Below are 24,079 nucleotides of genomic sequence, written 5' to 3'. Positions count from 1 at the left end.
GCGACCCCGGCGCTCAGCCCAGCCTAGGGAGCGGGATCGCTCCCGTCCTGCCCTGGCGAGAGGGGCCGCTCAGACCGGGGCTTCCGTGCCCTGGGCCGCGTGGCGCGCCGTGCCACCCAGGCCGAAGGCCCGGTGCACCGCCTGCAGGGCGGGAATCCCGTCAGCCTCAGCCACCACACAGCTGGTGCGGATCTCGCTGGTGGCGATCAGGGCGATGTTGATGCCCGCATCGGCCAGGGAGCGGAACATGCGGGCTGCCGTGCCGGCGGTGCAGGCCATGCCGGCGCCCACGGCGCTCACCCTGGCGATGGCCGCGCCCTCCTCGAAACAGGCGCCCTCCCAGTGCCGCAGCACGGGCGCCAGGGCCCGCTCCGCCCCCGGACGGTCGTCGCGCCGCAGGGTGAAGCTCATGTCACGGCGGCGGTCGTCGGGACCGCCGTGGGTGCGCTCCGACTGGACGATGGCGTCGAGGCTGATGCCGGCGTCCGCCAGGGCCCGGCAGATGGCCGCGGCGGCGCCGGGCCGGTCAGGCACCCGCCGCACCGACACCTGCACCTGGTCCAGGTCGAGGGCGACGCCCCGCACCGCTGGATCGCCCGCGTGGCAGGGCTGTGGATCGTGGCGCAGCTGCTCATCGGAGAGCTCGAAGGCCTCCCCGGCGGCCCGCAGGGCCTTGGCTCCCTGGGAGCCGTCCACCACGCAGCTCACCTTCACCTCGCTGGTGGCGATCAGGCGCAGGTTGATGCCCAGGCGCGCCATGGTGTCAAACAGGCGGGCGGCCACGCCGGGGCGGCCCAGGATGCCGGCCCCGGCGATGCTCAGCTTGGCCATGCCCGCCTCCGCAGTGAGCTGGGCCGCCTCCGCCCCCATGGCGGCGAGCACCTCGCGGCACACCCGCCGAGCGATGTCCATCTCCGTGGCCGCCAGGGTGAAGGCGATGTCGTTGCTGGCTCCCTCGTGGATGGCCTGCACGATCAGATCCACGTTCAGTCCGGCGGCGCCGAGGGCCTCGAACAGGATGGCGGCCACCCCCGGCCGGTCGGGCACGTGGGAGAGGGCCAGGACCGCCTGGTCCTGCTCCAGTTCCGCCCCATCCACGGGTCGGCCCAGTTCCAGACCTTCGTTGCCGATCGGGCGGGCCGGACCACTGGTGAGCAGGGTGCCGGGGGCCTGGCTCCAGCTGGAGCGCACCGTGAGCGGCACGCCGTAGTTGCGGGCGATCTCCACGGCCCGGGGGTGGAGCACCGCGGCGCCGAGGCTGGCCAGTTCCAGCATCTCGTCGCAGCTGACGCTCGCCATCAGCTGGGCGTCGCTCACCTTGCGGGGATCGGTGGTCAGGACCCCGGGCACGTCGGTGTAGATCTCGCAGCCGTCGGCGCCGAGGGCGGCCGCCAGGGCCACGGCGGAGGTGTCGGAGCCGCCCCGCCCCAGGGTGGTGATCTCCGGGGTGCCGGCCTGGCCACTGCTGGTGCCCTGGAAACCGGCGACGACGACGACGTAGCCGTCCTCGAGAAGACGGCGCAACCGCTCGGTCCGCACCTCCAGGATCCGGGCCCGGCCGTAGGCCGATTCGGTGATGATGCCCGCCTGGGTGCCGGTCATCGACACGGCGGGAACCCCTTCGGTATGGAGGGCCATCGACAGCAGGGCGATCGACACCTGCTCGCCGGTGGCCAGCAGCATGTCCATCTCCCGGCGGGGGGGATCGCTGCAGAGGCTGGCGGCCATGGCCGTGAGCTGGTCGGTGGTGTGCCCCATGGCCGACACCACCACCACCAGTTCGTGGCCCTCCTCCCGACTGGCGGCGATGCGGCGGGCCACCGCCCGGATCCTCTCGGTGTCGGCCACCGAGGTTCCCCCGAACTTCTGAATCAGCAGGGCCATTCCCTCGTCGCCGGCGCGTCGGGCCCGATTATCGACGGGTGGCGGTGCCGCCCCGGGCCAGGGCGGCCAGCAGGAAGCCGTCCCGGAAGGCCTCGCCGGGCGCTGCCCCGCGCTTGAGGGCGGCCTCCACGTCCAGCAGGCGCCGCAGCAGGGCCAGGAGCTGGTCCGGGGAGCGGCCGCGGATCTGCTTGCGCATCACATAGATCCGCTTGGGATTGCCGATCCCCGCCGCCTTGGCGATCACGGCCACGTCCTGTTCGCCGCTGCGCTCCAGCAGGCTCACCCACAGCCAGCCCCGGATCTGGCTGGCCAGGGCCGCCACGATCCGCAGGGCCGGCTCGTTGGCGGCCAGCAGGGCGTCCACCAGGGCGATGGCCTCGGCCGGACGCTGGGCCAGCAGGGCCTCGCCCACCGCCAGGCTGCTGGTGACCTGGCCGCCGATCAGGGCGGCCACCGCCTCGGCGGTGATCGCTCCGCCGCCGGGGCCGGCATGGAGGGCCAGCTTCTCCAGCTCGCTGGCCAGCCGCATCCCGTCGCTGCCGATCGCTTCCGCCAGGGCCTCGGCCGCCGCCGGCGCCAGGGTCAGCCCCCGCTCCCGGGCGGCGGCCTCCACGCGCTCGATCTGGCCCGCCCCGTCCCAGATGGCGGGCAGGGGAAAGCTGTGTTCCTCCGCAATGGCCCGCAGCCGCTTGGTGCTGCGCAGGCGGGCATCGGGTTTGCCGTCGCTGATCAGGAACAGGTGGCCGTCGGCGGGGATCAGCTCGAGGGAGGCCTCCAGCTGGGCGGCCAGCTCGGCGGGGCAGGCCTGGCAGAAGGGGCTGCGCTGCAGCACCACCACGCGGGCGCCGGCGCCGAAGGGAGCCGTGCGGGCCTCCTCCAGGGCCCGGACCGCCTGGGCCGGGTCGCTGCCATCCAGGCGGCTGAGGTTGATCGAGGCCCAGGCCGGATCCACCAGGGCCTCGATCCGGGTGGCCAGGGCCCGGTTGCGGGCCGCTTCGTCGTCGCCCCAGTAGAGGTGGATGGGCATCAGGACAGGGGTGGGTGCAGCGGGTGCGCCGGCAGGGGCAGGGCGGCCAGCAGGCGCGGGTCCCGGCTGATCATCGCCGTGGCGCCCCCCTGCAGGGCTGCGGCCAGCTCCAGGGCCGTAGCGGACTCCAGGGCCGACGCCGGGTCAGGTCCGTGCAGCCGGGCCGCCGCCAGGGCCACCTGGGGAGTGAGGCTCACCAGGGTCCAGGCCGCCGGATCGCTGAACACGGCCTCATAGCGGGCCGCCAGGGCCCCGTCCCCCTGCCGGAGCGGCCCCTGAACGAGCGTCATCAGGGTGTGCATGCTCAGCACACCCCGCCACTGGCCGGCTGCAATCGCCTCAATCAGGGGTTCCTCGTGGCGGCGGGAGGCTTCGCCGCGCAAGTAAGCGATCAGCACCGTGGCGTCGATCGCCACGGCTGCACCGAGGGTCAGGGTGGCGCCGCTCCCGAGGGACTGCACCAGCCCGGCCCTGCCGGCCCGCTGCACGGGCACCTCTGGCCAGCAGGCCCGCCCTGAGCCCTTGAGGGAGAGCAGGGCCTGCCGCTGGGGGCGGTGGCGCCGGGAGAGGGGAACCAGGGCGGCCACCGGGTGGCCGTGGCGGGAGATCAGGGTCTCCTCGCCCCCGCGGGCCCGGTCGAGCAGTTCGGGGAAGCGCCGCCGCGCTTCGAGGACGCCGAGGGTTTCCATGGCTAGCGGCGCTGAACAGGAGTCTGTACACAATGTACAGATCCGGTTTCTGGCTGCCAGAGGGCTGCCGCCGGCGATCGTCCTGCCACCTGCCACCTGCCACCTGCCGCCTGCCACCAGCCACCGGCCACCAGTTATCTGCCGCCAGCCACCCTTACGCCACCCGCCTGCGCCCACCGCCCCCTTGACCACCGCCCCTTGCCCACTCAGTCCAGTCCATCCGACCAGTCCATCCGTCCAGCCCAGCAGGGGCCGTCGGACCATCGTCTAGCCTCCACGCGCTCCTCGGCGGGCCCGCAGGCCGGGCCGGGGAAGGGCCAGCTCTGGACGCGCCGCGGGCGATGGACGGCTTCGATTCCTCCCTTGACCACCCGATTTTCCGCGAAAGCGTGGGGCGCATCCGCGGCTGGCTGGGGCCCACAGGTCTGGTGGGGGTGGAGCAGGAGCTGCTGGAGCGGCTGGTGCACAGCAGCGGCGACCTGGCCATCGCCGCCGATCTGCGCCTGGGCCCCGGCGCCTGCGCCGCGGGTATGGCGGCCCTGGCGGCCGGGGCGCCGATCCTCACCGACACGGCCATGGCGGCGGCCGCCGTGGCCCCGATGGCCGGGCGCACCTTCGCCAATCCGGTCCATTCGGTGCTCAGCCTGGCCCCGTCCGTCGCCCCCCCCGGCGGCACCCGGGCGGCGGCGGGCATGGCCCGGGCCCTGGCGGAACACCCGGGGGCGGTGGTGCTGGTGGGCAGCGCCCCCACCGCCCTGGAGCGGCTGCTGCAGCTGAGCGCGGCCGGAGCCATCACCCCACCGGCGCTGGTGATCGGCATGCCCGTGGGCTTTGTGGGGGTGGCCGAGAGCAAGCGCCATCTGGCTGCCAGCCCCCTGATGCAGATCCGGCTGGAGGGGAGCAAGGGGGGCGCCGGCCTGGTGGCTGCGGCGGCCAACGCCCTGCTGCGCCGGGCCTGGCTGGATCAGGCCGCCCTCGCCCCTCCCTGAAGGCCCACCGCCACATGGCTGTTGGCCTCGATGCGGCCCAGCACCTGGCGGGCCCGCAGCACCACCGAGGCCGGCACCCCCGCCAGCCGGGCCGCCTCGATGCCATAGCTGCGGCTGGCGCCGCCCCGGCAGACCCGGTGCAGGAACACCAGGTCGTCGCCGGTCTCCTCCACCAGCACCTGGGCGTTGCCCACGTTGGGCAGCAGCTCGGCCAGTTCGTTGAGCTCGTGGTAATGGGTGGCGAAGATGGTGCGGGCGCCGATGCCGTCGGCCAGGTGCTCCGCCACGGCCCAGGCGATTGAGAGGCCGTCGAAGGTGGCCGTGCCGCGGCCGATCTCGTCGAGCAGCACCAGGGAGCGGGGGGTTGCGTGGTGGAGGATGTTCGCGGTTTCGGCCATCTCCACCATGAAGGTGGACTGGCCGCTGGCCAGGTCGTCCACTGCCCCCACCCGCGTGAAGATGCGGTCGGCGATGCCCAGGCGGGCCGAACGGGCCGGAATCCAGCTGCCGATCTGGGCCATCAGCTGCAGCAGGCCGCTCTGGCGCAGATAGCAGCTCTTGCCGCTGGCATTGGGCCCGGTGAGCACGAGCAGGTCCGGTGCCGGTTCCCCGTCCGGGCCGGGAGCCGCCAGGTGCAGATCGTTGGCGGTGAAGCTCGCCTCCACCAGCAGTTGCTCCACCACCGGATGGCGCCCGGCCTCGATCACCAGCTCCCGCCCTTCGCCCAGCTCGGGCCGGCAGTAGCCGCCGGTGGCCGCCACCTCCGCCAGGGAGGCCAGGGCATCCAGTTCCGCCACCCGTCGGGCGGCGGCCCGGATCGCCCCGGCCGCTTCCCCCACCGTGTGTCGCAGGCTGCAGAACAGGTCGTATTCCCGCTGGCAGGCCCGGGCCCGCAGCTGCAGGATGCGCCCTTCGCGGCCCTTGAGTTCGGGGGTGACGAAGCGTTCCTCGTTGGCCAGGGTCTGGCGCCGGATCCAGTGGTCCGGCACGGCGGCGGCCCGGGCCCGGCTCACGGCCAGGAAATAGCCGAAGGTGCGGTGGTACTGCAGGCGCAGGTTGGGGTTGCCGCTGGCCCGCCGCTCGATCGCCTCCTGGCGGGCCAGCCACTGCTCCTGGTCGTCGAGCTGGTTGCGCAGCCCGTCCAGCACCGGGTCGACCCCGTCGTGCAGCAGCCCCCCCTCGCTCAGGGACAGGGGCGGCGTCTCCACCAGCTGGTGGCGCACCGTTTCCGCCAGGGCGGCCAGCTCGGGCCAGGGACCCTTGAGGGCCACCAGTGGAGCGCTGTGGCAGGGGGCCACCAGAGCCGCCAGCCGGGGCAGCCGCTCAAGGCCGTCGGCCAGGGCCACCAGGTCGCGGGCCGAGGCGCTGCCGGCGCCGGCCCGGCCCGCCAGCCGCTCCAGGTCGCCCATGGGTCGCAGCAGCCGGCGCAGGCCCAGCCGCAGGGGCCGCCGGGCCACCAGCTCGCTCACGGCCTCCTGCCGCTCCAGGATCGCCGCGCGCTCCACCAGGGGCGCCTCGATCCAGCGCCGCAGGCAGCGGCCGCCCATGGCGGTGGCGGTGCGGTCGAGGGCCCACAGCAGGGAGCCCTGCAGGGAGCCGCCCAGCTGGGTGCGGGTGAGTTCCAGGTTGCGGCGGGTCTGGGCGTCGAGCACCAGCTGGTCGCCCGCGTGCCAGAGCTTCGGCATCTCCAGCGGGATCGCCGCAGGTTCGGCCTGGGTGGTGTCCAGGTAGGCCAGCAGGCCCCCGGCGGCCCGCAGCGCCAGAGGGGCCTCCCCCAGCCCCAGGCCGTCGAGGCTGGCCAGGCGGAAGCGGCGGCGCAGCAGGGCGCCTGCCTCCGGTGCCTCGAAGGGGGTGCGGGCCAGGGGGGTGAGCCGCAGGCCCTCGGGGCACCAGGGGGGCGGCTCCGCGTGGCCCGGCCACACCACCTCGGCGGGCTCCAGCTGCAGCAGCTCCTGGTGCAGGGCGCCGCTGCCGCCGCGTTCGGTCAGCCGGAACTCGCCGGTGCTCACATCGGCGACGGCCAGCCCCCAGCGGCCCGCGTGGCTGCCGTCCCCTTCGAGCACCACGGCGCAGAGCCAGTTGTTGCGGCGGGCGGCCAGCATGCCCTCCTCCAGCACGGTGCCGGGCGTCAGCACCCGGGTGATGCCCCGGCGCAGCAGGGCCCCCTTGGCGGGGGTGGCCTCCAGCTGGTCGCAGAGGGCCACGCTCAGGCCGCGGCGCACCAGGTCGGCGCAGTAGCGCTCGGCGGCGTGGTGGGGGATGCCGGCCATCGGCACCCGTCCCAGGGCCTTGCCGGCGTCCTTGCCGGTGAGGGTGAGCTCCAGCAGGCGCGAGAGCAGGATCGCGTCCTCAAAGAAGAACTCGAAGAAGTCGCCCAGGCGATACAGCAGCACCCGGTCGGGATGGGCCGCCTTGAGCTCCACGTAGTGGCGCAGCACCGGGGTGAGGGCAGCCGGATCCACCAGGGAATGGTGGTGCCAGCGGGGCAGGTCGTCCTCGCTGCTCTCCCCGGGACCAATGGGCGCCTCCGCCACCGATTCGGCCGGCGGCCTGGAGGCCGGGTCGCCCTCCAGCCCGTTCTTGCCACTGGGCCGGCGCCGCCGGGGCCGGGCGCTGGCGTCGGCCAGCAGCGCCTGCTCGTCCAGGGCGCTGCCTTCAGGGCCTTCCGGCGCCGCCGGTTCGACGGCGACCCCGGAGACCTCGTCCCCGAACAGGTCCCCCTGCAGGCCCGGGTCGTCCGCGAGCGTCAGCTGCTGCTGGACTTCCCTGGCCATCGGACCGTCCACCGGGGCCTGCTGATCGTAAGGGGCCTCGCCTTGGCCTCAATCCCCCATGGGAAGATGGGTCCAGCCCAGTCTGAGCCTGCACTTCCTCCCATGCAGATCCTCAACACCCTGACGGTGCTGGCCCTGGTGGTGATGTCCTTCGCGCTGATCGTGGCGGTGCCTGTGCTGTACGCCAGCAGCGAGGACAGCGGCCGCTCCAACCGACTGATCCTGCTCGGGGGGCTGGTCTGGGTGGCCCTGGTGCTGCTCAACTGGGGTATGAGCTTGTTCGTGGTCTGACCCCTTGACGGTTTTCGAAGGTCGCTTCACCGATGTCGCGGGTCTGCGCATCGCGTTGGTGGTGGCCCGGTTCAACGATCTGGTGACCGGCAAGCTGCTCAGCGGCTGCCTGGATTCCCTCTCCCGCCACGGCATTGACGTCACCCCTGAGAGCGCCCAGCTCGACGTGGCCTGGGTGCCGGGCAGCTTCGAGATCCCCCTGGTGGCCCAGCGGCTGGCGGCCAGCGGCCGCTACCAGGTGGTGATCACCCTGGGGGCGGTGATCCGCGGCGACACACCCCACTTCGACGTGGTGGTCGCCGAGGTGAGCAAGGGGGTGGCCGCCGTCGCTCGCGAGACGGGCGTTCCGGTGATCTTCGGGGTGCTCACCACTGACACCCTGCAGCAGGCTCTGGAGCGGGCCGGCATCAAGAGCAACCTGGGCTGGAGCTACGGCCTACAGGCCCTGGAGATGGGCAGCCTGATGGGCTCGTTGCCGCCGCAGTCATGAACCGACGCGGCATCATCCTCGCGGGTGGCAGCGGCACCCGGCTGGCGCCCCTCACCACCGCTGTCAGCAAGCAGCTGGTGCCGGTGTACGACAAGCCGATGATCTACTACCCGCTCAGCACCCTGATGCTGGCGGGGATCCGCGAGGTGCTGATCATCACCACCCCCACCGACCGGCCCTGCTTCGAGCGGCTGCTGGGCGACGGTTCCGGCTGGGGCATGACGATCCGCTACGCGGTGCAGCCCAGCCCCGACGGGCTGGCCCAGGCGTTCCTGATCGGGGCCGATTTCCTCGATGGGGCCCCGGCGGCCCTGGTGCTGGGCGACAACCTGTTCCATGGCCACGACCTGATCCCCCAGCTGCAGGGGGCCAACGGCGAACGGCCCGGTGCCACGGTGTTCGCCTACCCGGTGCGCGATCCCGAGCGTTACGGGGTCGTGGAGTTCAGCGAGGACGGCCGGGTGCTGAGCATCGAGGAGAAGCCGGCGGCGCCACGCAGCCGCTATGCCGTCACGGGGCTGTACTTCTACGACCACACCGTGGTGGAGCGGGCCCGCCAGGTGCGGCCCTCCCCCCGGGGGGAACTCGAGATCACCGATCTCAACCAGCTCTATCTCGATGACGGCCTGCTGCGGGTGGAACTGATGGGCCGCGGCATGGCCTGGCTGGACACCGGCACCCCCGATTCCCTGCACGAGGCCGCCAGCTACATCCTCACCCTGGAGAAGCGCCAGGGCCTGAAGGTGGGCTGCCCGGAGGAGGTGGCCTGGCGGCTGGGCTGGATCGAGGACGACCAGCTGGAGCGGCTGGCCCTGCCCCTGAAGAAGTCCGGGTACGGCGACTACCTGCTGCGGCTGCTGCAGGAAGCCGCCAGCGACCACCTGGCCCTGGAGCCCCAACGATGAACGTGCAGTTCCTGGCCATCGAGGGTCCCCTGCTGCTCACGCCGGCGGTGTATGCCGACGACCGGGGCTGGTTCAGCGAGAGCTGGAACCGGCGCCGTTTCGCCGAGGTGCTTGGGTGTGAGGAGGCCCACGCCCCCGACTTCGTCCAGGACAACCACTCCCGTTCGATTCAGGGGGTGCTGCGGGGTCTCCATTTCCAGCGGCAGCCCCATCCCCAGGGGAAGCTCGTGCGCTGCACCCTGGGGGAGGTCTTCGACGTGGTGGTGGACCTGCGCCAGAGCTCCCCCACCCTGGGCCAGTGGGTCGGGGAGCGGCTCAGCGCCGAGAACAGCCGCCAGCTCTGGGTTCCGGTGGGCTTCGCCCATGGATTTCTGACCCTCAGCGCGGTGGCGGAGGTGCAGTACAAGACCGCCGGGTACTGGAGCCGGGAGTGCGAACGCACTCTGGCCTGGAATGATCCGGCCCTCGGCATCGACTGGCCCCTCCAGGAGCTTCCGGCTCCCTACGAACCCCTGCTGGCCCCCAAGGACGCCGGGGCCCTAGGCCTGGAGGCCCTGGAGGCGGCCGGGGATCTGTTCAGTGCCCACGATCCGTCACCCCACAACGTGTGAAGGATGCCAGCGGCACCGGGTCAGTCCCCGCCCCGCGTGGCAGGATCCCCCACGCTGCCTGATCCGGCCTCGAGCCTCCCCGCCCATGCAGATCCTCAACACCCTCACCGTTCTGGCCCTGGTGGTGCTCTCCTTCGCCCTGATCGTGGCGGTGCCGGTGCTCTACGCCAGCAGCGAGGACAGCGGCCGCTCCAACCGGCTGATCCTGCTCGGCGGCGCCGCCTGGGTGGCTCTGGTGCTGGTCAACTGGGGGATGAGCCTGCTGGTGGTGTGAGGTCTTGGCGGTTTTTGAACGGAGCACCGCCGACCCTTGCTGGAATACCTATGGCCACGCCAGGCATCTCGTACAACGATCTGGTCAAGGGCACCGCTGTTGGGTGCTTTCTCGGTGCCAGCAAAATCTCGACTTAGTAGGCAAGTGCAGCGGGATGAACAGTCCTTTCGTCTCTTGCAGCATCGATAGAACGCAGGTGATCCAAGCCTTGGTGGTCGGGATCAGCACCAATCCTGGCTGGAGTGATCACTGGCAGGCCCTTCAAGTGGGCAGCCTGATGAAGGCCCTGGCCCTGTGAGCCCCCCCGACCTCAGCCAGACGCGCTACCCCACTCTGCTGCGCCTGCTCTGGGGCCATGTGCAGCCCCGGCGCAGGGTCCAGCTGGCCCTGCTGGTGGCGCTGATGCTGCTGAGCAGCTTCGCCGAGTTGCTCACCGTGGCCAGCCTGGTGCCCTTCCTGGTGGTGCTCTCCGATCCGTCCGGGCTCTGGCGCCAGCCCTGGGTGCGCAGCGTGGCCGAGGCCCTGGGCTTCAGTGGCCCTCAGCAGCTGATCCTGCCCATCACCCTGCTGCTGATGGCGGCGGGCGTGAGCAGCGCAGCGATCCGTGCCGCCAACCTTTACGTGAATGCCCGCCTTTCCGCACTGATCGGAAGCGACCTAGGGGTGGAGGGCTATCGCCGCACCCTGGAGCAGCCCTATGCCGTGCATCTGGCGCGCAACAGCAGCGAGGTGATCACGCGTCTCGGGTATCTGGGGGCGATCAGCCGGGGTGTGCTGGCTCCTCTGATGCAGGGCCTCTCGGGCCTGATCGTGGCGGTGGTGCTGGTGGCGGGACTGCTGGCGTTCCAGCCAACCCTGGCCCTGGGACTGGCGGCCGTGTTCCTGGCCACCTATGGGGCCATAGCCGGGCTGAATCGCCGCCGTCTGCATCGCATCAGCGTACTTTCGGACCACTACAGCCAGCGCTCGCTCAAGACCCAGCAGGAGGGCCTCGGCGCCATCCGCGATGTGCTCCTGGATCGCAGCCAGCCGCTGTTTGTGGACACCTACCGCCGGGTCCAGCGCCCCATGATGCTGCTGCAGGCCGAAGCCGACACCGTTGCCGGCCTGCCCCGGTTTGCGCTTGAAGCGTTAGGTGTGGTGGCGATCGCCGGATCGGTGCTTTGGCTCCTGCCCCGCGGCGGGTTGGTGGCGGCCCTGCCGGCGGTGGGGGTCATCGCCCTGGGCTTCCAGCGGCTGCTGCCGGCAGTGCAGCAGATGTATGGGGCCTCCACCTATCTGGGGGCCTACCGAGATGCGCTGGCCGGCGGGCTTGAGCTGCTGGAGCAGACTCGACTCCCCCAGGAGTTTTCGAGACCAGCCTGCCCCCTTGTCCTGCCCGAAGCCCTGCCGTTTGAGCAGAGTCTGGAGTTCAGCCAGGTGGATTTCTGCCACCAGGGCGGCGTTGCCGTGCTCCAAGGGATCGATCTCACCATCCGTCCCGGGGAGTGGATCGGCCTGGTGGGGGCCACGGGCAGTGGCAAGAGCACCCTGCTGGATCTGCTGATGGGGCTGCTGTCTCCCAGCCGGGGTGAGATTCTGGTGGATGGGCTGCCCCTGGAGGAACGGGTTGGTTCGATCGATCGGCGACCTGCCTGGCAGCGTCACCTGGCCCACGTGCCCCAGACCATCTTTCTGGCCGATGCCTCGATCGCCGCAAACATCGCTTTTGGTGTCGCCCCGGAGACGATCAACCGCGACCGCCTGGCCTGGGCGGCGGCCTCGGCCCAGACAGAAGACTTCATCACCGCCCTGCCCCAGGGATTCGACACTCCGATAGGAGAGCGGGGCGTGCGCCTCAGCGGCGGCCAGCGCCAGCGCCTGGGCATCGCCAGGGCTCTTTACAAGCAGGCGGATGTGCTGATCCTCGATGAGGCCACCAGTGCCCTCGACACCCTTACGGAGCAGGCGGTGATCGATTCGCTCTGGCAGCTCGGCCAGGACCATACCTTGGTGATGGTGGCCCATCGCCTGAGCACGCTGGAGCGTTGCCACAGGATCATCGAGCTTCAGGGAGGCCAGATCCATGGCATCGGCACCTATGCCGAACTGCAGGTCACAAGCCCCGGATTCCGACGAATGGCAGGGGCCTCCCAGGCTGGAGAATCGAACCCTGTGGAGGGCTGATCGGCGATGAGAACCCAGCTCGACGCCTGCCGCATTGCCACCGGGGCCAGTCTGCGCGAAGCCATCAAGGCCATCGACAGGGGTGGGGTGCGGATCGCCCTGATGGTGGATGGCAAGGGGCGCCTGGTCGGCACCCTCACCGATGGCGACATCCGCCGTTGCCTGCTGCGGGGTATGGATCTCGCCAGCCCCGCCAGCGGAGCCGTGCAGCGCCAGTTTCAGGCGGCCAGGGGATCGATGCTTCACACAGAGGCGATGGCCCTGCTGCGGCGCCATTCGATCGATCAGCTCCCGGTCATCGATGGGGGCGGCCACCTCGTCGGCCTCTATCTGCTCGACGACTTTTTGGACCAGCAGGCCGCAGGGCTGCCCAATCCCGTGGTGCTGATGGCGGGGGGGCGGGGCACCAGGTTGCGCCCACTCACGGATCACTGTCCCAAGCCGATGCTGAGGGTGGCGGGCAAGCCGATTCTCGAGTCGATTCTGGAGCAGTGCATCGCCTCGGGCCTGCAGGATTTCCATCTCGCCGTGAACCACCTCAAGGAACAGATCCGCGACCATTTCGGGGACGGATCCGGGTGGGGGGTCCGAATTCAGTACATTGAGGAGACCACGCCCCTCGGCACGGCCGGTGCCCTCCAACTGCTGCCCGAGGAAGCCCGCCGGGGGAGTCCTCTGCTGGTGATGAACGGTGATGTGCTCACCCGCCTGAACCTGGCCCAACTTCTGGAGTTTCACGCCAGCCATGGCGCTGCGGCCACCATGTGCGTCCGCAGCCATGACGTGGTGATTCCCTTCGGGGTGGTGGAGGCCGAAGGGGTGGATCTGGTGGGGATCCGAGAGAAGCCCGTGCTGCGCCATCAGGTGAACGCCGGCATCTATGTGCTGGAGCCCTCACTCCTGGATCTCATTCCCCCCGGGGAAGCGATGGACATGCCCTCCCTATTGCTGGCAGCCCGCGCCGCCCACCAACGCGTGGCGGTCTGCCCGATCCATGAGTACTGGTGCGACATCGGCCGGCCCGAAACCCTGCAGCAGGCCCATGAGGACTGGGCCCGCATCGAGGAGCTGTCCTGACCATGGCCCCGCCGAGGCGCATCCTCGTCTGCGGCCTCGGCAGCATCGGACGGCGGCACCTGCGGCTCCTGCACGAGCTGGATCCATCGCCTGAGCTGGCCGCGTGGCGTTCCGGCCATGGACCTGGCTGCCCCGAGGAGGACCTTCTCGTTGCCCAGTTCAGCAGCCTGGCGGAGGCTCTGGCCTGGCAGCCGGAGGCGGCCATCGTGGCCAGCCCGGCTCCGCTTCACTGCGCCCAGGCCGTGCAGCTGGCCGCCGCCGGAGTGGCGCTCCTGATCGAGAAGCCGCTGGGCACGGGGGAGGAACCCCTGGCGGCCTGGTTGCCACTGCAGTCCGCTGCGGAGAACGGCCTCCCCATCCTGGTGGGCTACGTGCTGCGCCACGATCCGGCCTTGGCGGTGCTCCAGGCCTGGTTGGCTTCCGGAAGGATCGGCACCTGGGTGAGTGCCCATGGTCGCTGCGGCACCTGGCTGCCCGACTGGCGCCCTGGGACTGACTACTGCAGGGGCGTGTCGGCCCGGCGCGAGCTGGGCGGAGGGGTGCTGCTCGAACTCAGCCATGACCTCGACCTGCTGCGGTCCTTGCTGGGCCCGCTCACCGTCACGGCGGCTGATCTGTCCTGCTCGGGCCTGCTGGAGATCGATGTGGAAGATCGGGCGCTTCTGCTGCTCCGTACGGGCGCCGGGGAACCGGCGAGTCTTCATCTGGATTTCTGCACGCGCCCTTCAGCGCGGTCGCTGGTGTTGCGGGGCAGTGAGGGGGAGATCCACTGGGATCTGATCAGGGGCTGCCTGAGCTGGGTGGATCGGCACGGTGTGGTGCACGAGGAGTCTTTCCCCCATGGGGGTGAGGACCGCTACCGGCGGCAGCTCCAGCATTTTCTGGCCTGCTGCCGGGGAGAAGCCGAGCCGCTGGTCAGCGTGGAGGATGGGCTGGCCGTTCTGGAGCTCGTGCGTCAGGCCCGGGCTTCCCGCCGATGACCACCCATGCGTTTGTCTTCGCCCGGGGTGGCTCCAAGGGCCTGCCGCGCAAGAACCTGCTGCCGATGGCCGGGCTGCCCCTGGTGGCCCACAGCATCCGGGTGGCGGCAGCCCTCGAGGAGATCGATCGCATCTTCGTGTCCACCGAGGATGGTGAGATCGCTGCCGTGGCCAGAGAGTATGGGGCCCGGGTGATCGAGCGCCCCGCGGAGCTGGCCACCGATACCGCGCCGGAGTGGCTGGCCTGGCGCCATGCCGTGGCCTGGGTGGAGGCGGAGGTGGGGCCCTTTGAGCGCTTCCTGAGCCTGCCGGCCACGGCTCCGCTCCGCTCGGCGGTCGATGCGCAGCGCTGCCTGGCGGCCCTCACGGCTTCCACGGATCTGGTGCTCACGATGTCGGCAGCCCGCCGCAACCCCTGGTTCAACATGGTTGTTGCCGATCCTGAGGGGTGTGTGAGGCCCGTGAATGCCGGCGATGGGGTCAGCCGCCGTCAGGATGCCTCGGCGGTGTTCGATCTGGCCACGGTGGCCTACGCGACCAGACCGACCTACATCCGCGAGGCCACCGGACTCTGGGCTGGGGTGGTGCGGGGGGTGGAGGTGCCGGTGGCCCGGGCCATCGACATCGATGATGCCCTGGATTTCAGCATTGCCACCTTCCTTATGGAGCAGGCGCCACACCTCCTCGCCTCACCACAGCGGCCACGGCCATGACCATGCCCGAACCGCCCCTTGGCGCTTCCGACGGATCCCTGCTGGCCGGCCGAAGGGTGCTGATCAGCGGCGGCGCCGGTCGGATCGGCGCCGCAACGGCGCTGGCGGTGGCCCGGGCCGGCGGCATCCCCCTGGTGGCCGATTTGGATCCGGCCGCCCTGGAACGGGTGGGCGAATGCCTGGCGGGCTGGCCGCACCACCGGATCGTGGCGGATCTGCGGGGGGCTGCCGGCATCCAGGCGTGTCTGGATGCGGCCCTTGCGGCCGCTGGCGGGGTCGAGGCGGCCGTCCATGCGGCCTATCCACGCTCCGCGGGGTGGGGGGCCTGCTTCGAGCAGCTTTCTGAGGTGCATCTGGCCGAGGATCTGCAGGCCCAGCTGGGGGGGGCCATCCTTTTCTCCCAATGTCTGTTGCGCCATTTCGCCGCCTGCGGCGGCGGCGACCTCATCCACGTGGCCTCGATCCAGGGGGTTGCGGCCCCGAAGTTTCATCACTACGCCGGTACCGCCATGGGCTCCCCGGTGGAATACGCCGCCATCAAGGCCGGAGTGATCGCGATCAGCCGTTGGCTGGCGAAGTACCACCGCGACCAGGGGATCCGGGTCAATTGCGTGAGCCCCGGCGGCATCCTCGACCAGCAGCCGGCTGGTTTTCTGGAGCGCTACCGGGCCGACTGCACCAACATCGGCATGCTCGAGGGGGCTGATGTCGCTGCCACCATCGTGTTCCTGCTCTCGGAGGGGGCCAGGGCCATCAACGGGCAGAACCTGATCGTGGATGATGGCTGGACCCTCTGATCACCATGACCCCACGGGCCCTGGTCACCGGAGCCGATGGGTTCATCGGTTCCCATCTGGTGGAAGCCCTGCTGGCCGAGGGGAGACCCGTGAGGGCGTTCTGCCAGTACAACTCGATCGGGAGCCACGGCTGGCTCGACACGCTTCCGGCCGATCCCGGGGCAGACCTGGAGCTGGTGCTGGGTGACATCCGGGACCCGCTCTGCGTGCGGGAGGCGATGCGGGGCTGCGGCACGGTGTTCCACCTGGCGGCCCTGATCGCGATTCCCTACAGCTATGTGGCGCCCTCCAGCTATGTCGACACCAACATCCATGGCACCCTGAACGTGGTGCAGGCCGCCCGGGATCTTGGCCTGGAAAGGGTGATCCACACCTCCACCAGCGAGACCTACGGCACCGCCCAGTTCGTTCCGATCACGGAAGACCATCCCATGGTGGGCCAGTCGCCCTACGCCGCCAGCAAGATCGGGGCCGACCAGCTGGCCCTCAGCTACTGGCGAAGTTTTGAAACCCCCGTGGTGGTGCTGCGTCCCTTCAACACCTACGGACCACGCCAGAGCGCCCGGGCCGTGATCCCCACGATCATCACCCAGATTGTCGCCGGTCAGCGCAGCATCCGCTTGGGGGCCCTCACCCCCACCAGGGATTTCAACTTCGTGAGCGACACCTGCGCCGCCTTTCTGGCGGTTGAGCGCTCGGGCGGTGTGGTGGGTCAGGTGCTCAATGCGGCCAGCAGCTTCGAGATCTCGATCGGCGACACCGCCGCCCTGATCGCCGAGGTGATGGGGGTGGAGATCACCATCGCCACCGAAGGGGAGCGGCTCCGGCCGGAGGGATCCGAGGTGAATCGCCTCTTCGGCGACAGCACCCGGCTGCGCCAGCTCACCGGTTGGGAGCCGGCCTATGGCGGGCCCGAGGGTTTCCGTCGGGGCCTGGCGGCCACCGCGGCCTGGTTTGCCGATCCTGGCCATTTGGGCCGCTATCGGCCGGGTCGTTATGCCATTTGAGGCCGCGGCAATGGGAGCAAGACCATGACCAGCGATCCCCAGACCATTGCCGTGATGGTGCTGGAGCGCATCCGCACGGTGATCGGACCCTTCAGCAGGAAAGCGGTGGTTGCCCTCCATGAACCGGACTTCAGCGATACGCGCGCTGCGGAGCTCGTGCAGGACTGCATCAACACGGGCTGGGTGAGCACGGCCGGCCGCTGGGTGGAGGTGTTCGAGCGGGAGCTTTCTGCCGCCACCGGCGCGTCCCATGTGGTGGCCGTTGCCAACGGCACCGTGGCCCTGCGGCTCGCGCTCAATCTGGTGGGGGTGGGTCCGGGCGATGAGGTGCTGATGCCACCGATCAGCTTCGTGGCCACCGCCAACGCCGCAGCGCACTTGGGGGCCATTCCCCACTTCGTGGACATTGAGCCCGAAAGCCTGGGCCTCTCGCCCCAGGCCCTCCGGATCCGCCTGGAGGAGCTGGCGGAACGCCGGGGCTCCACGGTCATCAACTGCCAGAGCGGCCGCCGCATCGCCGCGATCCTGCCGGTGCATGTGTTCGGAATGCCGGCCGAGATCGAGCCGATCCTGGCCATCGCCAGGGCCTGGGAGCTGCCGGTGATCGAGGACGCGGCCGAGGCCTTGGGAAGCTGGCGGGGCGGCACCCACTGCGGGCTCTTCGGCAGCGTGGGAACTCTGAGCTTCAACGGCAACAAGCTGATCACCACAGGGGGCGGCGGCGCCCTGCTCACCCACGACGAAGCCCTGGCCCAGCGGGCCCGCCACCTCTCCACCACAGCCAAGCTGCCCCATCCTTGGGAGTTTCAGCACGATGCGGTCGGCTGGAACGATCGCCTGCCCAACCTCAATGCGGCCCTCGGCGTTGCCCAGCTCGAGGTGCTGGCCAGTCGCCTGGAGCGCAAACGGCTGCTCCAGGAGCGCTATCGGGAGGCCTTCAGGGGCCTGGAGGGCGTGGAGCTGCTGGAGGCCCCCGCCGGTTGCAGGGTCAATCACTGGCTGGCCACGCTTCGCTTCACCGCCGAGGATGTTGCGCTGGCCTCCCGCCAGCGTCTGGCTCTGCTCGAACGTGCCCATGCCGAGGGTTTGCTGCTACGGCCGGTATGGCAGCCGCTCTCCACGCTGCCGATGTATCGCGAAGCCCCGGCTGGCCCCCTGGATCGGGCCCTCGAGGCAGCGGAGCGCCTGATCAATCTGCCCAGCAGTCCGCAGCTGCTGATCAGCCATGGCTGAGGCAGGCTTTGCGACGGGCGGCAAGATCCGTTTCGATGCCCTGGGTGGTGTTCGGGGTGCAGGTCAATGTGCTTGTAATCGATCTGTGATTCGCGCTTGGACCGCACGCCTGCTCAGTCCAGGCAGATCTTATTCTTGTCGATTGCAAGAGCTGGAATACAGCGGAAGCGATTGGATCCCAGGCAAAGTAATGAAGTTAATTTTGTTCACCCATTCTCAATGCCCCCAGCGAAGCTAGAGTCGGATGATTGCCAAGTTGGCCACTTTAAGCTTGAAAGAGAGAAACTCAAATCGGCTTTTGCTGATCGGTTCCGGCGGTCATGCTCGCGCTTTGATTGACATCATTGAGTCTGCTTCTGATTGGCGGATTGTCGGTCTTGTGGGTCAGTCAACTGAGATTGGAGCCAAAATTTTCGGATATCCGGTCCTTGGATCCGACGAAAATCTGGACCATCTTCGCGGCTTTGCGGATGGGGCAATCCTTGCAATGGGGCATCTAGGGTCAGCAACGAAGAGACAAGATCTGGCGTTACGTCTTCAAGCGCTTGACTTCATCACGCCAGTAATCGTATCAGCGCATGGCTTTGTCAGTCGTCATGCATCGCTGGGACCCGGCACGACGGTTGGGCATGGAGCGATTGTCAATGCCGGTGCAAGCGTGGGAAGTCATTGCATCATCAATAGCAAGGCATTGATTGAGCATGATGCGATTATTGGTGATCATTGTCACATCAGCACTGGCGTACTTATCAATGGAGGAGTTAGCATCGGTGCTGCTAGCTTTATTGGTAGCGGTTCTATCGTTCGGGAGGGTCTTGTGTTGCCATCTGAAACAATAGTTGGCGCTGGCAAGCGGGTGATGGGATGGCCTTTATCCAAAGAATCAAAATGATGCCCGTTTTTATCATTGCCGAAGCTGGTGTCAACCATAACGGAGATATGGAGTTGGCAAAGCAGCTGATCGTTTCCGCTGCTGAGGCAGGTTGTGATGCCGTTAAGTTCCAGACGTTTTCTGCAGAGGCATTGGTTACCAAAGATGCGGCTAAAGCAGCTTATCAGGAAATCAATGATGGGGCTGGTAGCCAGTTTGAGATGCTCAAACGTTTGGAGCTAAACTGGGAGCAGCATAAAATCCTAAAGGGCGATTGTGCGAATCACGGAATTGAATTCTTGTCCACTGGTTTTAGCATCGAGGATATGGAGTTTTTAATCAGTATCGGAGTGCAGCGAATTAAGATACCATCGGGAGATCTCACGAATCTGCCACTATTGAAGGTTGCTGCCCGTTCTGGTCTGCCGATTTTGCTGTCAACAGGAATGGCCGATCTCGATGAAGTGAAGGCCAGCCTGAACGCTCTTGAGGAAGCTGGATGCCCCCCGGATCGAATCACAGCGCTTCATTGCACCAGCCTCTATCCAGCTCCTGCGATGACTGTCAACCTCAGAGCCATGCTGTCCATCCAGGAAGCATGCCGGGTGGCCATTGGCTATTCAGACCATACCCTCGGAGACGAAATCACGATTGCAGCCGTTGCTCTTGGCGCAACGGTGATTGAGAAGCATATCACCATCAGCAGAGATCTTCCAGGCCCTGATCATCGGGCCAGTCTTGAACCAGATCAACTAAAAGCCATGGTTCGATCAATCCGGGCCGTTGAACTCGCCATGGGTGATGGCATCAAGAAACCCTCCAAGGAGGAACTTGAAACGAGAGTTGCTGCTCGCCGTTCAATAGTGGCGGCACAATGCATTAAACCTGGAGAACTCTTAACGCCTATAAACTTGGCTTGTAAGCGGCCAGGCCATGGCATTTCTCCGATGCATTGGGATCAGCTTCTTGGCCGTAGGGCAAGCTACTCCTATCGCGCTGATGACATGATTGAGGAGTCTCTGCAATGAATCCTCGTCTTCGCCGCATTCTTGTTGTAACAGGAAGCCGAGCAGAGTATGGGTTGCTTCGTAATCTGCTGAGATTAATCCTTGAATCTTCTCAGCATGAGCTTCTCATTCTGGTTACTGGAACTCATTTGAGCCCAAGGCATGGCTATACAATCGAAGAAATTGAATCCGATGGATTTCAGATTGCTGACTATGTATCCTTGGATTTTGAGCAAAATCTTGGCATCGCTGAACTTACTGCTCAAGCCTTGATCGGATTTGCCAAGTCTTTTGAGAAGCTGCATCCAGATGCTGTCATTCTCCTCGGTGATCGCTATGAAGTATTTGCGGCTGCAGTTGCGGCTCATTTCGCCCGGATTCCCATAGCTCACCTTCATGGGGGCGAAACTACCGAAGGTGCAATTGATGATGCTTTGCGCCATTCCATTACACAGATGGCGTCGTGGCATTTCACTGCAGCTGAGCCTTATCTTCAGCGGATATTGGCAATGGGTGCCAATCCTATGCTGTGCCATTGTGTTGGGCCTCTGATTCTTGACGCACTTCAGGAGCCACTGACTCTTACTCGTGAAGAGTTTGAGGCGTCTACAGGTTTTGAGTTTGGTTCGTTCAATATCCTTTTGACTTATCACCCAGAGACATTGGCTGCCGATCTTGGTAAACTTGGTCTTGTGGCCTTGCTTGAGGCTTTGGAAACAATCTTTCAACAACATCCCAGTCCACCTCATCTGTTGTTCACCCATCCCAATGCCGACGAGGGTGGAAACGAAATCGCGTCCTTAATTCAGTCTTTTTGTGAGAAATATTCATCTCAATGTTGGTTTGTTCCTTCATTAGGTCAACAGCGATACATTGCGGCCTTGCATTGGTTTGATGCTTTGGTTGGTAATTCTTCTAGTGGAGTTATTGAAGCGCCTTTGATTGGCACTAAAGTCTTGAATATTGGTGATCGCCAGAGGGGGCGTATGCGCTTCGGACAAGTCTATGATGTTGCACCAGTAGAGACGGATATAGGTCGCGTGCTTAATGACTTTCTTGCGGAAAAGTCCTCTAATGAGCCGACTCTCAGTAAATGGGACTATCCCAGTCCATCAAAGCAAATCTTTCGTATTCTTTTGTTGGAGACGTAATCTTGTCAGAGGCGTTCGAGTCTGTTGAGATCCTCACTTTCGCAGGCTTAATCTTTCCACATTCATGCATTGAACATTCAACACTCGCTTTTGTGGACTGTTGATGGAACTACAAAGGTTAACAACTCCCACCCCTCAGCAGATGTTGTCCTCCAGTCTGTTTGACAATGTTATTCCAGCTTTTAGGCGACACTCATCACTGTTTGGAAGTTTGGAGATTGAGCTACAAGACTTTGCGCCAATTTATGGCATGGCTACAGATCGATACATGAATTGCCTGCGCCATAAAAAGCTCAAGCATCATCCTTCTGATCTTATCGCGTCTGCAGATGAGTATACGAGTTTTTTGGTATTTCTGGCCGCTGCGGCATACTCAGAGAATCAGCTTGATCTGGCGGAGAGCGCCTACTTGATCAATCGCCGCATGAACGGATTTGATTGTTTTTACACAAGAAGTATGCCTGACATATTTCACCTTGAGCACCCGCTTGGGGCTGTGTTGGGCAACGCTGTTTATGGAAACTATTTTGTCTGCTACCAAGCGGTAACTATTGGTGGCGATCGCCAATATCGCTATCCCACCTTACATGAAGGCGTGGTTATGTATGCCCACTCCTTGGCTATAGGCTCGTGTGAGTTGGGTACAAACTCCTGCGTAGGAGCCAATGCTATGATCTTCAATCAAACTCTGGAAGATAACATGATCTTAAGATGTCAATCGGGGGTCTTTGAAAAGGTACCTAACAAATTCAACAATATTGGACTTTTCTTCTGCGGCCATTAGATCTCCTGCACATTTTGCTTTTGTAATCACGAGAACTGCCAGATGAACAAACTTATAATCGTATTACTCTGGGACGCATACTACAGGCCCCACCTTGCAGCCAATCTTGCATTTCTCAAAACCCTTGCAGTAGAAAATGAGCAGATTATAGTGCTGACTTGTCCAACTTACTATCAAGAGAAGCATCATATCTTGTCTCAGGTCACTTTTGATCAAATGAAAGGTGAACCTCGCCTTTCCCGCCGCAAGCGGATCTATTACTCGTTTCGGCATGTTGTTAATCAGATAACTGCGCCTTCACGCGCTACTCTTCCTAGCCTGCTTAAGCACTATCCCCAGATTCAGTTTATCTCTGCGTATGCATTGGTTGCAAAGGGGTTTTTGTCCACTATCAGAGAGCAGGTCGAATTAGCTGACCTGACTGAAATCCTAGAGAAAGAGCTATATGGAACCAAGCTTGCGTCCCATTGGTCGGTTGATCTCTCACTAGATTGCAAGACTCTACTGGATGATATCTGTGCTAATACACCGCAAGATGCCATTCTCAGAAGTCTTGCATTTCATTCCTTGCTCGTTTTGGAGGCCCTGCGATGCTTTTTTCAGAGACATAAGAATACACCCATCCAATTCATCAGTACAAGTGTCTATTCATTGGATTGGCTTAGCAGGCAATTTATCCTTGATCACGGCTGCCGCCATGTGTTTGTTCAGATGCTAAGTAATGGAGCTCAACCCTCCTGTAAGATCTATAGATCAGTGCCCGAAGACTTGTTTTTGAGAAGACAAGTCCAAGCATGTTGTGCTAGCGACTATGCGCTACTGCCGGCCTCAATCCAATACGCTGAAAAGTACATTCATGCGCGGCTTTCTCTCTCTTCTAATCATACTTATTCGCCGCTTAAGACAGAGGCTGGGGATTTAGCGGCACTTTTTGCGGGATCTCAGATTGCTTCTGGAAGGCCCCTCTGGATATATTATACGAATTCGCCTGATGAACTGGTTAGCATCGCCCACGCCTACCGCTCTTCTGGGATGTCAGGCTTAATTCCTTGGTATGATTCAGGCTTCTTGCGAGACGAAGTCGAGGCATTAACGATTATCACCCAGTTGGCCCATAAATTGAATGCATGTCTTGTTGTGAGACAGCATCCCCGTCTTTGGTGTGAGCAGCGTTCTCAATTTGTCTCATCTACTTATGCGTTCTTGTCTCGAGTGCTTCAAGAACAGCAACTTAAGTATCCTGGGGTTATTACGATTGTCGAGCCTTGGGAACGCGTCAATTCCTATGAGCTTGCAATTATCGGAGATAAGGTCATTTCATTCCGAGGTACGATGGCCCTTGAAGTCTCTCTGCTGGGAATAAAGCCGATCGTGCTGGCACGGGATAAGGGCATAATGAACTATTGGATCAAGGATCATGCTGAGGCGGCCCCAAAGACGATCGCAGATCTTGAGCAACTGCTTACGAATGATGCTGCCTCAGTGTATGCACTGCATGAATTATGTAGCTACCTTATCCAGTTCTATTTGTTAAATCAGTATGGAACCGTTGAGCTCCATAGTGATTCAATCTCTGCAAAGTCTCTGTCTCTAGCTCTGGAGGTTGGCAGCTCAATTCCCAGCAAACATAACGGACCACTCTCCTCAAGTGCGCCAATCATCAGATCGGCAGATCAGATGATCGATTCATATTTCCTGCAGCTTTACAATAATCTAGCTACATCCTTTTTGTAGGATTATCGCCTGCGTTGTTTTTATTGGTGCCTTTATTCATTGCAGATCTCTACATGGGGACTCATGAAAAAGGCAAATCAACTGCGCCGCAGCTGGTCTCAGCGCTTGGAAGCCGATAAACTGGCAGGGAACGCGGCAATCGCGGATTGTCGCCACTGACGATGGCCGCACATGTACCGACAGCAGCATAACGGTCAGCTTTCAATCAATGACTTCCACGTGCCGTTTTGCGGCACACTTGACCCTGACAACCGCTGGGTGCTGCTCGCTGATCTTATCCCCTGGCAAGAGCTTGAGAAGGCTTATGCCCCTCAGTTCAGTGCAAATGTAGGTGCTCCTGCCAAGCCCGTGCGACTAGCGTTCGGGTCGCTCTACATCAAGCAGCGTTTAGGAGGCCGCTGAAAAACCCATCCAGCTACGGGAGAATGGCGCAACGGCACTGAGTGCATGCGCGGCCGGCAGGAGCGGACCGGTCCCCTGTTCTCCTACATCTCCACGGAGGAGCGGATTCCCAAGGCCCATCCGCTGCGTCACGTAAGGCGGCTGGCCGACCAAGCGCTGGATCGGCTGAATCCATCCTTCTGCAAGCTCTACCCCGAGGCTGGCCGTCCCTCGATCCCGCCGG

At 64.9% G+C, this 24,079-nt stretch carries 23 protein-coding genes and 2 pseudogenes; 21 read left to right on the top strand and 4 right to left on the bottom strand.

The features are described from left to right. Window positions 1-69: 69 nt before the first annotated feature. The 3 genes from KUG41_RS11495 to KUG41_RS11485 are packed head-to-tail and all read right to left on the bottom strand — an operon-like array spanning window position 70 to window position 3,600. A complete protein-coding gene (locus tag KUG41_RS11495; RefSeq protein WP_216904220.1) occupies window positions 70-1,884 on the bottom strand; it encodes an aspartate kinase in 1,815 nt (604 codons plus the stop codon). Window positions 1,885-1,912: 28 nt separating this feature from the next. Next, window positions 1,913-2,911, bottom strand: coding sequence for a DNA polymerase III subunit delta (gene holA, locus KUG41_RS11490; RefSeq protein WP_216904218.1), 999 nt, complete (start codon window positions 2,909-2,911; stop codon window positions 1,913-1,915). Then, window positions 2,911-3,600, bottom strand: coding sequence for a type II toxin-antitoxin system prevent-host-death family antitoxin (locus tag KUG41_RS11485; protein ID WP_216904216.1), 690 nt, complete (start codon window positions 3,598-3,600; stop codon window positions 2,911-2,913). The genes holA and KUG41_RS11485 overlap by 1 nt, the downstream gene beginning before the upstream one ends. Window positions 3,601-3,941: 341 nt before the next feature. On the opposite strand from KUG41_RS11485, the gene KUG41_RS11480 reads away from it, so the two are divergent. Further along, complete coding sequence (locus KUG41_RS11480) at window positions 3,942-4,589, top strand: precorrin-8X methylmutase (protein ID WP_216904214.1); 648 nt, start codon at window positions 3,942-3,944, stop codon at window positions 4,587-4,589. On the opposite strand, the gene mutS is transcribed toward KUG41_RS11480, so the two are convergent. After that, entirely contained in the window at window positions 4,565-7,363 is a 2,799-nt protein-coding gene (gene mutS / locus KUG41_RS11475; protein WP_216904212.1) for a DNA mismatch repair protein MutS, read from the bottom strand. The two genes, KUG41_RS11480 and mutS, sit on opposite strands and share 25 nt — an antisense overlap. 102 nt (window positions 7,364-7,465) lie before the next feature. On the opposite strand from mutS, the gene psbZ (KUG41_RS11470) reads away from it, so the two are divergent. The 20 genes and pseudogenes from psbZ (KUG41_RS11470) to KUG41_RS11375 form a co-directional block, all read left to right on the top strand. Next, the gene (gene psbZ / locus KUG41_RS11470; RefSeq protein ID WP_216904211.1) at window positions 7,466-7,654 is read left to right on the top strand and encodes a photosystem II reaction center protein PsbZ; all 189 of its coding nucleotides are present in this window, start codon (window positions 7,466-7,468) and stop codon (window positions 7,652-7,654) included. A 4-nt stretch (window positions 7,655-7,658) separates the two neighbouring features. Next, entirely contained in the window at window positions 7,659-8,144 is a 486-nt protein-coding gene (gene ribH, locus KUG41_RS11465; RefSeq protein WP_216904210.1) for a 6,7-dimethyl-8-ribityllumazine synthase, read from the top strand. Continuing rightward, complete coding sequence (gene rfbA / locus KUG41_RS11460) at window positions 8,141-9,049, top strand: glucose-1-phosphate thymidylyltransferase RfbA (protein WP_216904209.1); 909 nt, start codon at window positions 8,141-8,143, stop codon at window positions 9,047-9,049. The genes ribH and rfbA overlap by 4 nt, the downstream gene beginning before the upstream one ends. After that, window positions 9,046-9,660: a dTDP-4-dehydrorhamnose 3,5-epimerase gene (rfbC, locus tag KUG41_RS11455; protein WP_216904208.1), complete on the top strand. Its 615-nt coding sequence runs from the start codon at window positions 9,046-9,048 to the stop codon at window positions 9,658-9,660. Before rfbA ends, rfbC begins: the two co-directional genes overlap by 4 nt. Before the next feature lie 85 nt (window positions 9,661-9,745). After that, entirely contained in the window at window positions 9,746-9,934 is a 189-nt protein-coding gene (psbZ, locus tag KUG41_RS11450; RefSeq protein WP_216904207.1) for a photosystem II reaction center protein PsbZ, read from the top strand. Window positions 9,935-10,088: 154 nt separating this feature from the next. Then, on the top strand, window positions 10,089-10,232 hold the full coding sequence (locus KUG41_RS11445; protein WP_216904206.1) for a hypothetical protein: 144 nt from the start codon (window positions 10,089-10,091) through the stop codon (window positions 10,230-10,232). Continuing rightward, window positions 10,229-12,100, top strand: a complete 1,872-nt coding sequence (locus KUG41_RS11440) for an ABC transporter ATP-binding protein (protein ID WP_371734127.1) — start codon at window positions 10,229-10,231, stop codon at window positions 12,098-12,100. The genes KUG41_RS11445 and KUG41_RS11440 overlap by 4 nt, the downstream gene beginning before the upstream one ends. Window positions 12,101-12,106: 6 nt before the next feature. Beyond that, on the top strand, window positions 12,107-13,177 hold the full coding sequence (locus KUG41_RS11435; protein WP_216904203.1) for a nucleotidyltransferase family protein: 1,071 nt from the start codon (window positions 12,107-12,109) through the stop codon (window positions 13,175-13,177). Between the two features lie 2 nt (window positions 13,178-13,179). Continuing rightward, complete coding sequence (locus KUG41_RS11430) at window positions 13,180-14,157, top strand: Gfo/Idh/MocA family protein (protein WP_216904201.1); 978 nt, start codon at window positions 13,180-13,182, stop codon at window positions 14,155-14,157. After that, window positions 14,154-14,870, top strand: a complete 717-nt coding sequence (locus tag KUG41_RS11425) for a cytidylyltransferase domain-containing protein (protein ID WP_216904199.1) — start codon at window positions 14,154-14,156, stop codon at window positions 14,868-14,870. Before KUG41_RS11430 ends, KUG41_RS11425 begins: the two co-directional genes overlap by 4 nt. A gap of 2 nt (window positions 14,871-14,872) precedes the next feature. Continuing rightward, window positions 14,873-15,667 carry an oxidoreductase gene (locus KUG41_RS11420; RefSeq protein ID WP_216904197.1) on the top strand — a complete coding sequence of 265 codons (795 nt, stop codon included), beginning with the start codon at window positions 14,873-14,875 and terminating at the stop codon, window positions 15,665-15,667. A gap of 5 nt (window positions 15,668-15,672) precedes the next feature. Then, window positions 15,673-16,674: an NAD-dependent 4,6-dehydratase LegB gene (locus KUG41_RS11415; protein WP_216904195.1), complete on the top strand. Its 1,002-nt coding sequence runs from the start codon at window positions 15,673-15,675 to the stop codon at window positions 16,672-16,674. Between the two features lie 24 nt (window positions 16,675-16,698). Continuing rightward, window positions 16,699-17,907, top strand: a complete 1,209-nt coding sequence (locus KUG41_RS11410; RefSeq protein WP_216904193.1) for a LegC family aminotransferase — start codon at window positions 16,699-16,701, stop codon at window positions 17,905-17,907. A gap of 244 nt (window positions 17,908-18,151) precedes the next feature. Beyond that, window positions 18,152-18,799, top strand: a complete 648-nt coding sequence (locus tag KUG41_RS11405) for a NeuD/PglB/VioB family sugar acetyltransferase (protein ID WP_216904192.1) — start codon at window positions 18,152-18,154, stop codon at window positions 18,797-18,799. Next, window positions 18,772-19,806 (top strand): N-acetylneuraminate synthase, encoded by a 1,035-nt coding sequence (gene neuB, locus KUG41_RS11400; RefSeq protein WP_254217181.1) that lies wholly within the window; start codon window positions 18,772-18,774, stop codon window positions 19,804-19,806. The genes KUG41_RS11405 and neuB overlap by 28 nt, the downstream gene beginning before the upstream one ends. Beyond that, window positions 19,803-20,936, top strand: a complete 1,134-nt coding sequence (neuC, locus tag KUG41_RS11395) for a UDP-N-acetylglucosamine 2-epimerase (RefSeq protein WP_216904185.1) — start codon at window positions 19,803-19,805, stop codon at window positions 20,934-20,936. The genes neuB and neuC overlap by 4 nt, the downstream gene beginning before the upstream one ends. Window positions 20,937-21,081: 145 nt before the next feature. Then, window positions 21,082-21,720, top strand: coding sequence for a hypothetical protein (locus KUG41_RS11390; RefSeq protein WP_216904184.1), 639 nt, complete (start codon window positions 21,082-21,084; stop codon window positions 21,718-21,720). Between the two features lie 42 nt (window positions 21,721-21,762). Next, a complete protein-coding gene (locus KUG41_RS11385; protein ID WP_216904182.1) occupies window positions 21,763-23,454 on the top strand; it encodes a hypothetical protein in 1,692 nt (563 codons plus the stop codon). A 171-nt stretch (window positions 23,455-23,625) separates the two neighbouring features. After that, window positions 23,626-23,844, top strand: a pseudogene (locus KUG41_RS11380) (IS5/IS1182 family transposase); the annotation flags it as partial. A gap of 57 nt (window positions 23,845-23,901) precedes the next feature. Then, window positions 23,902-24,079, top strand: a pseudogene (locus KUG41_RS11375) (IS5/IS1182 family transposase); the annotation flags it as partial.

The organism is Synechococcus sp. CCY 9618, assembly GCF_019038415.1.
GTDB lineage: Bacteria > Cyanobacteriota > Cyanobacteriia > PCC-6307 > Cyanobiaceae > Cyanobium.
Note: the sequence above shows the minus strand (reverse complement) of the source record. Positions and strands in the feature narration are given on the sequence as shown.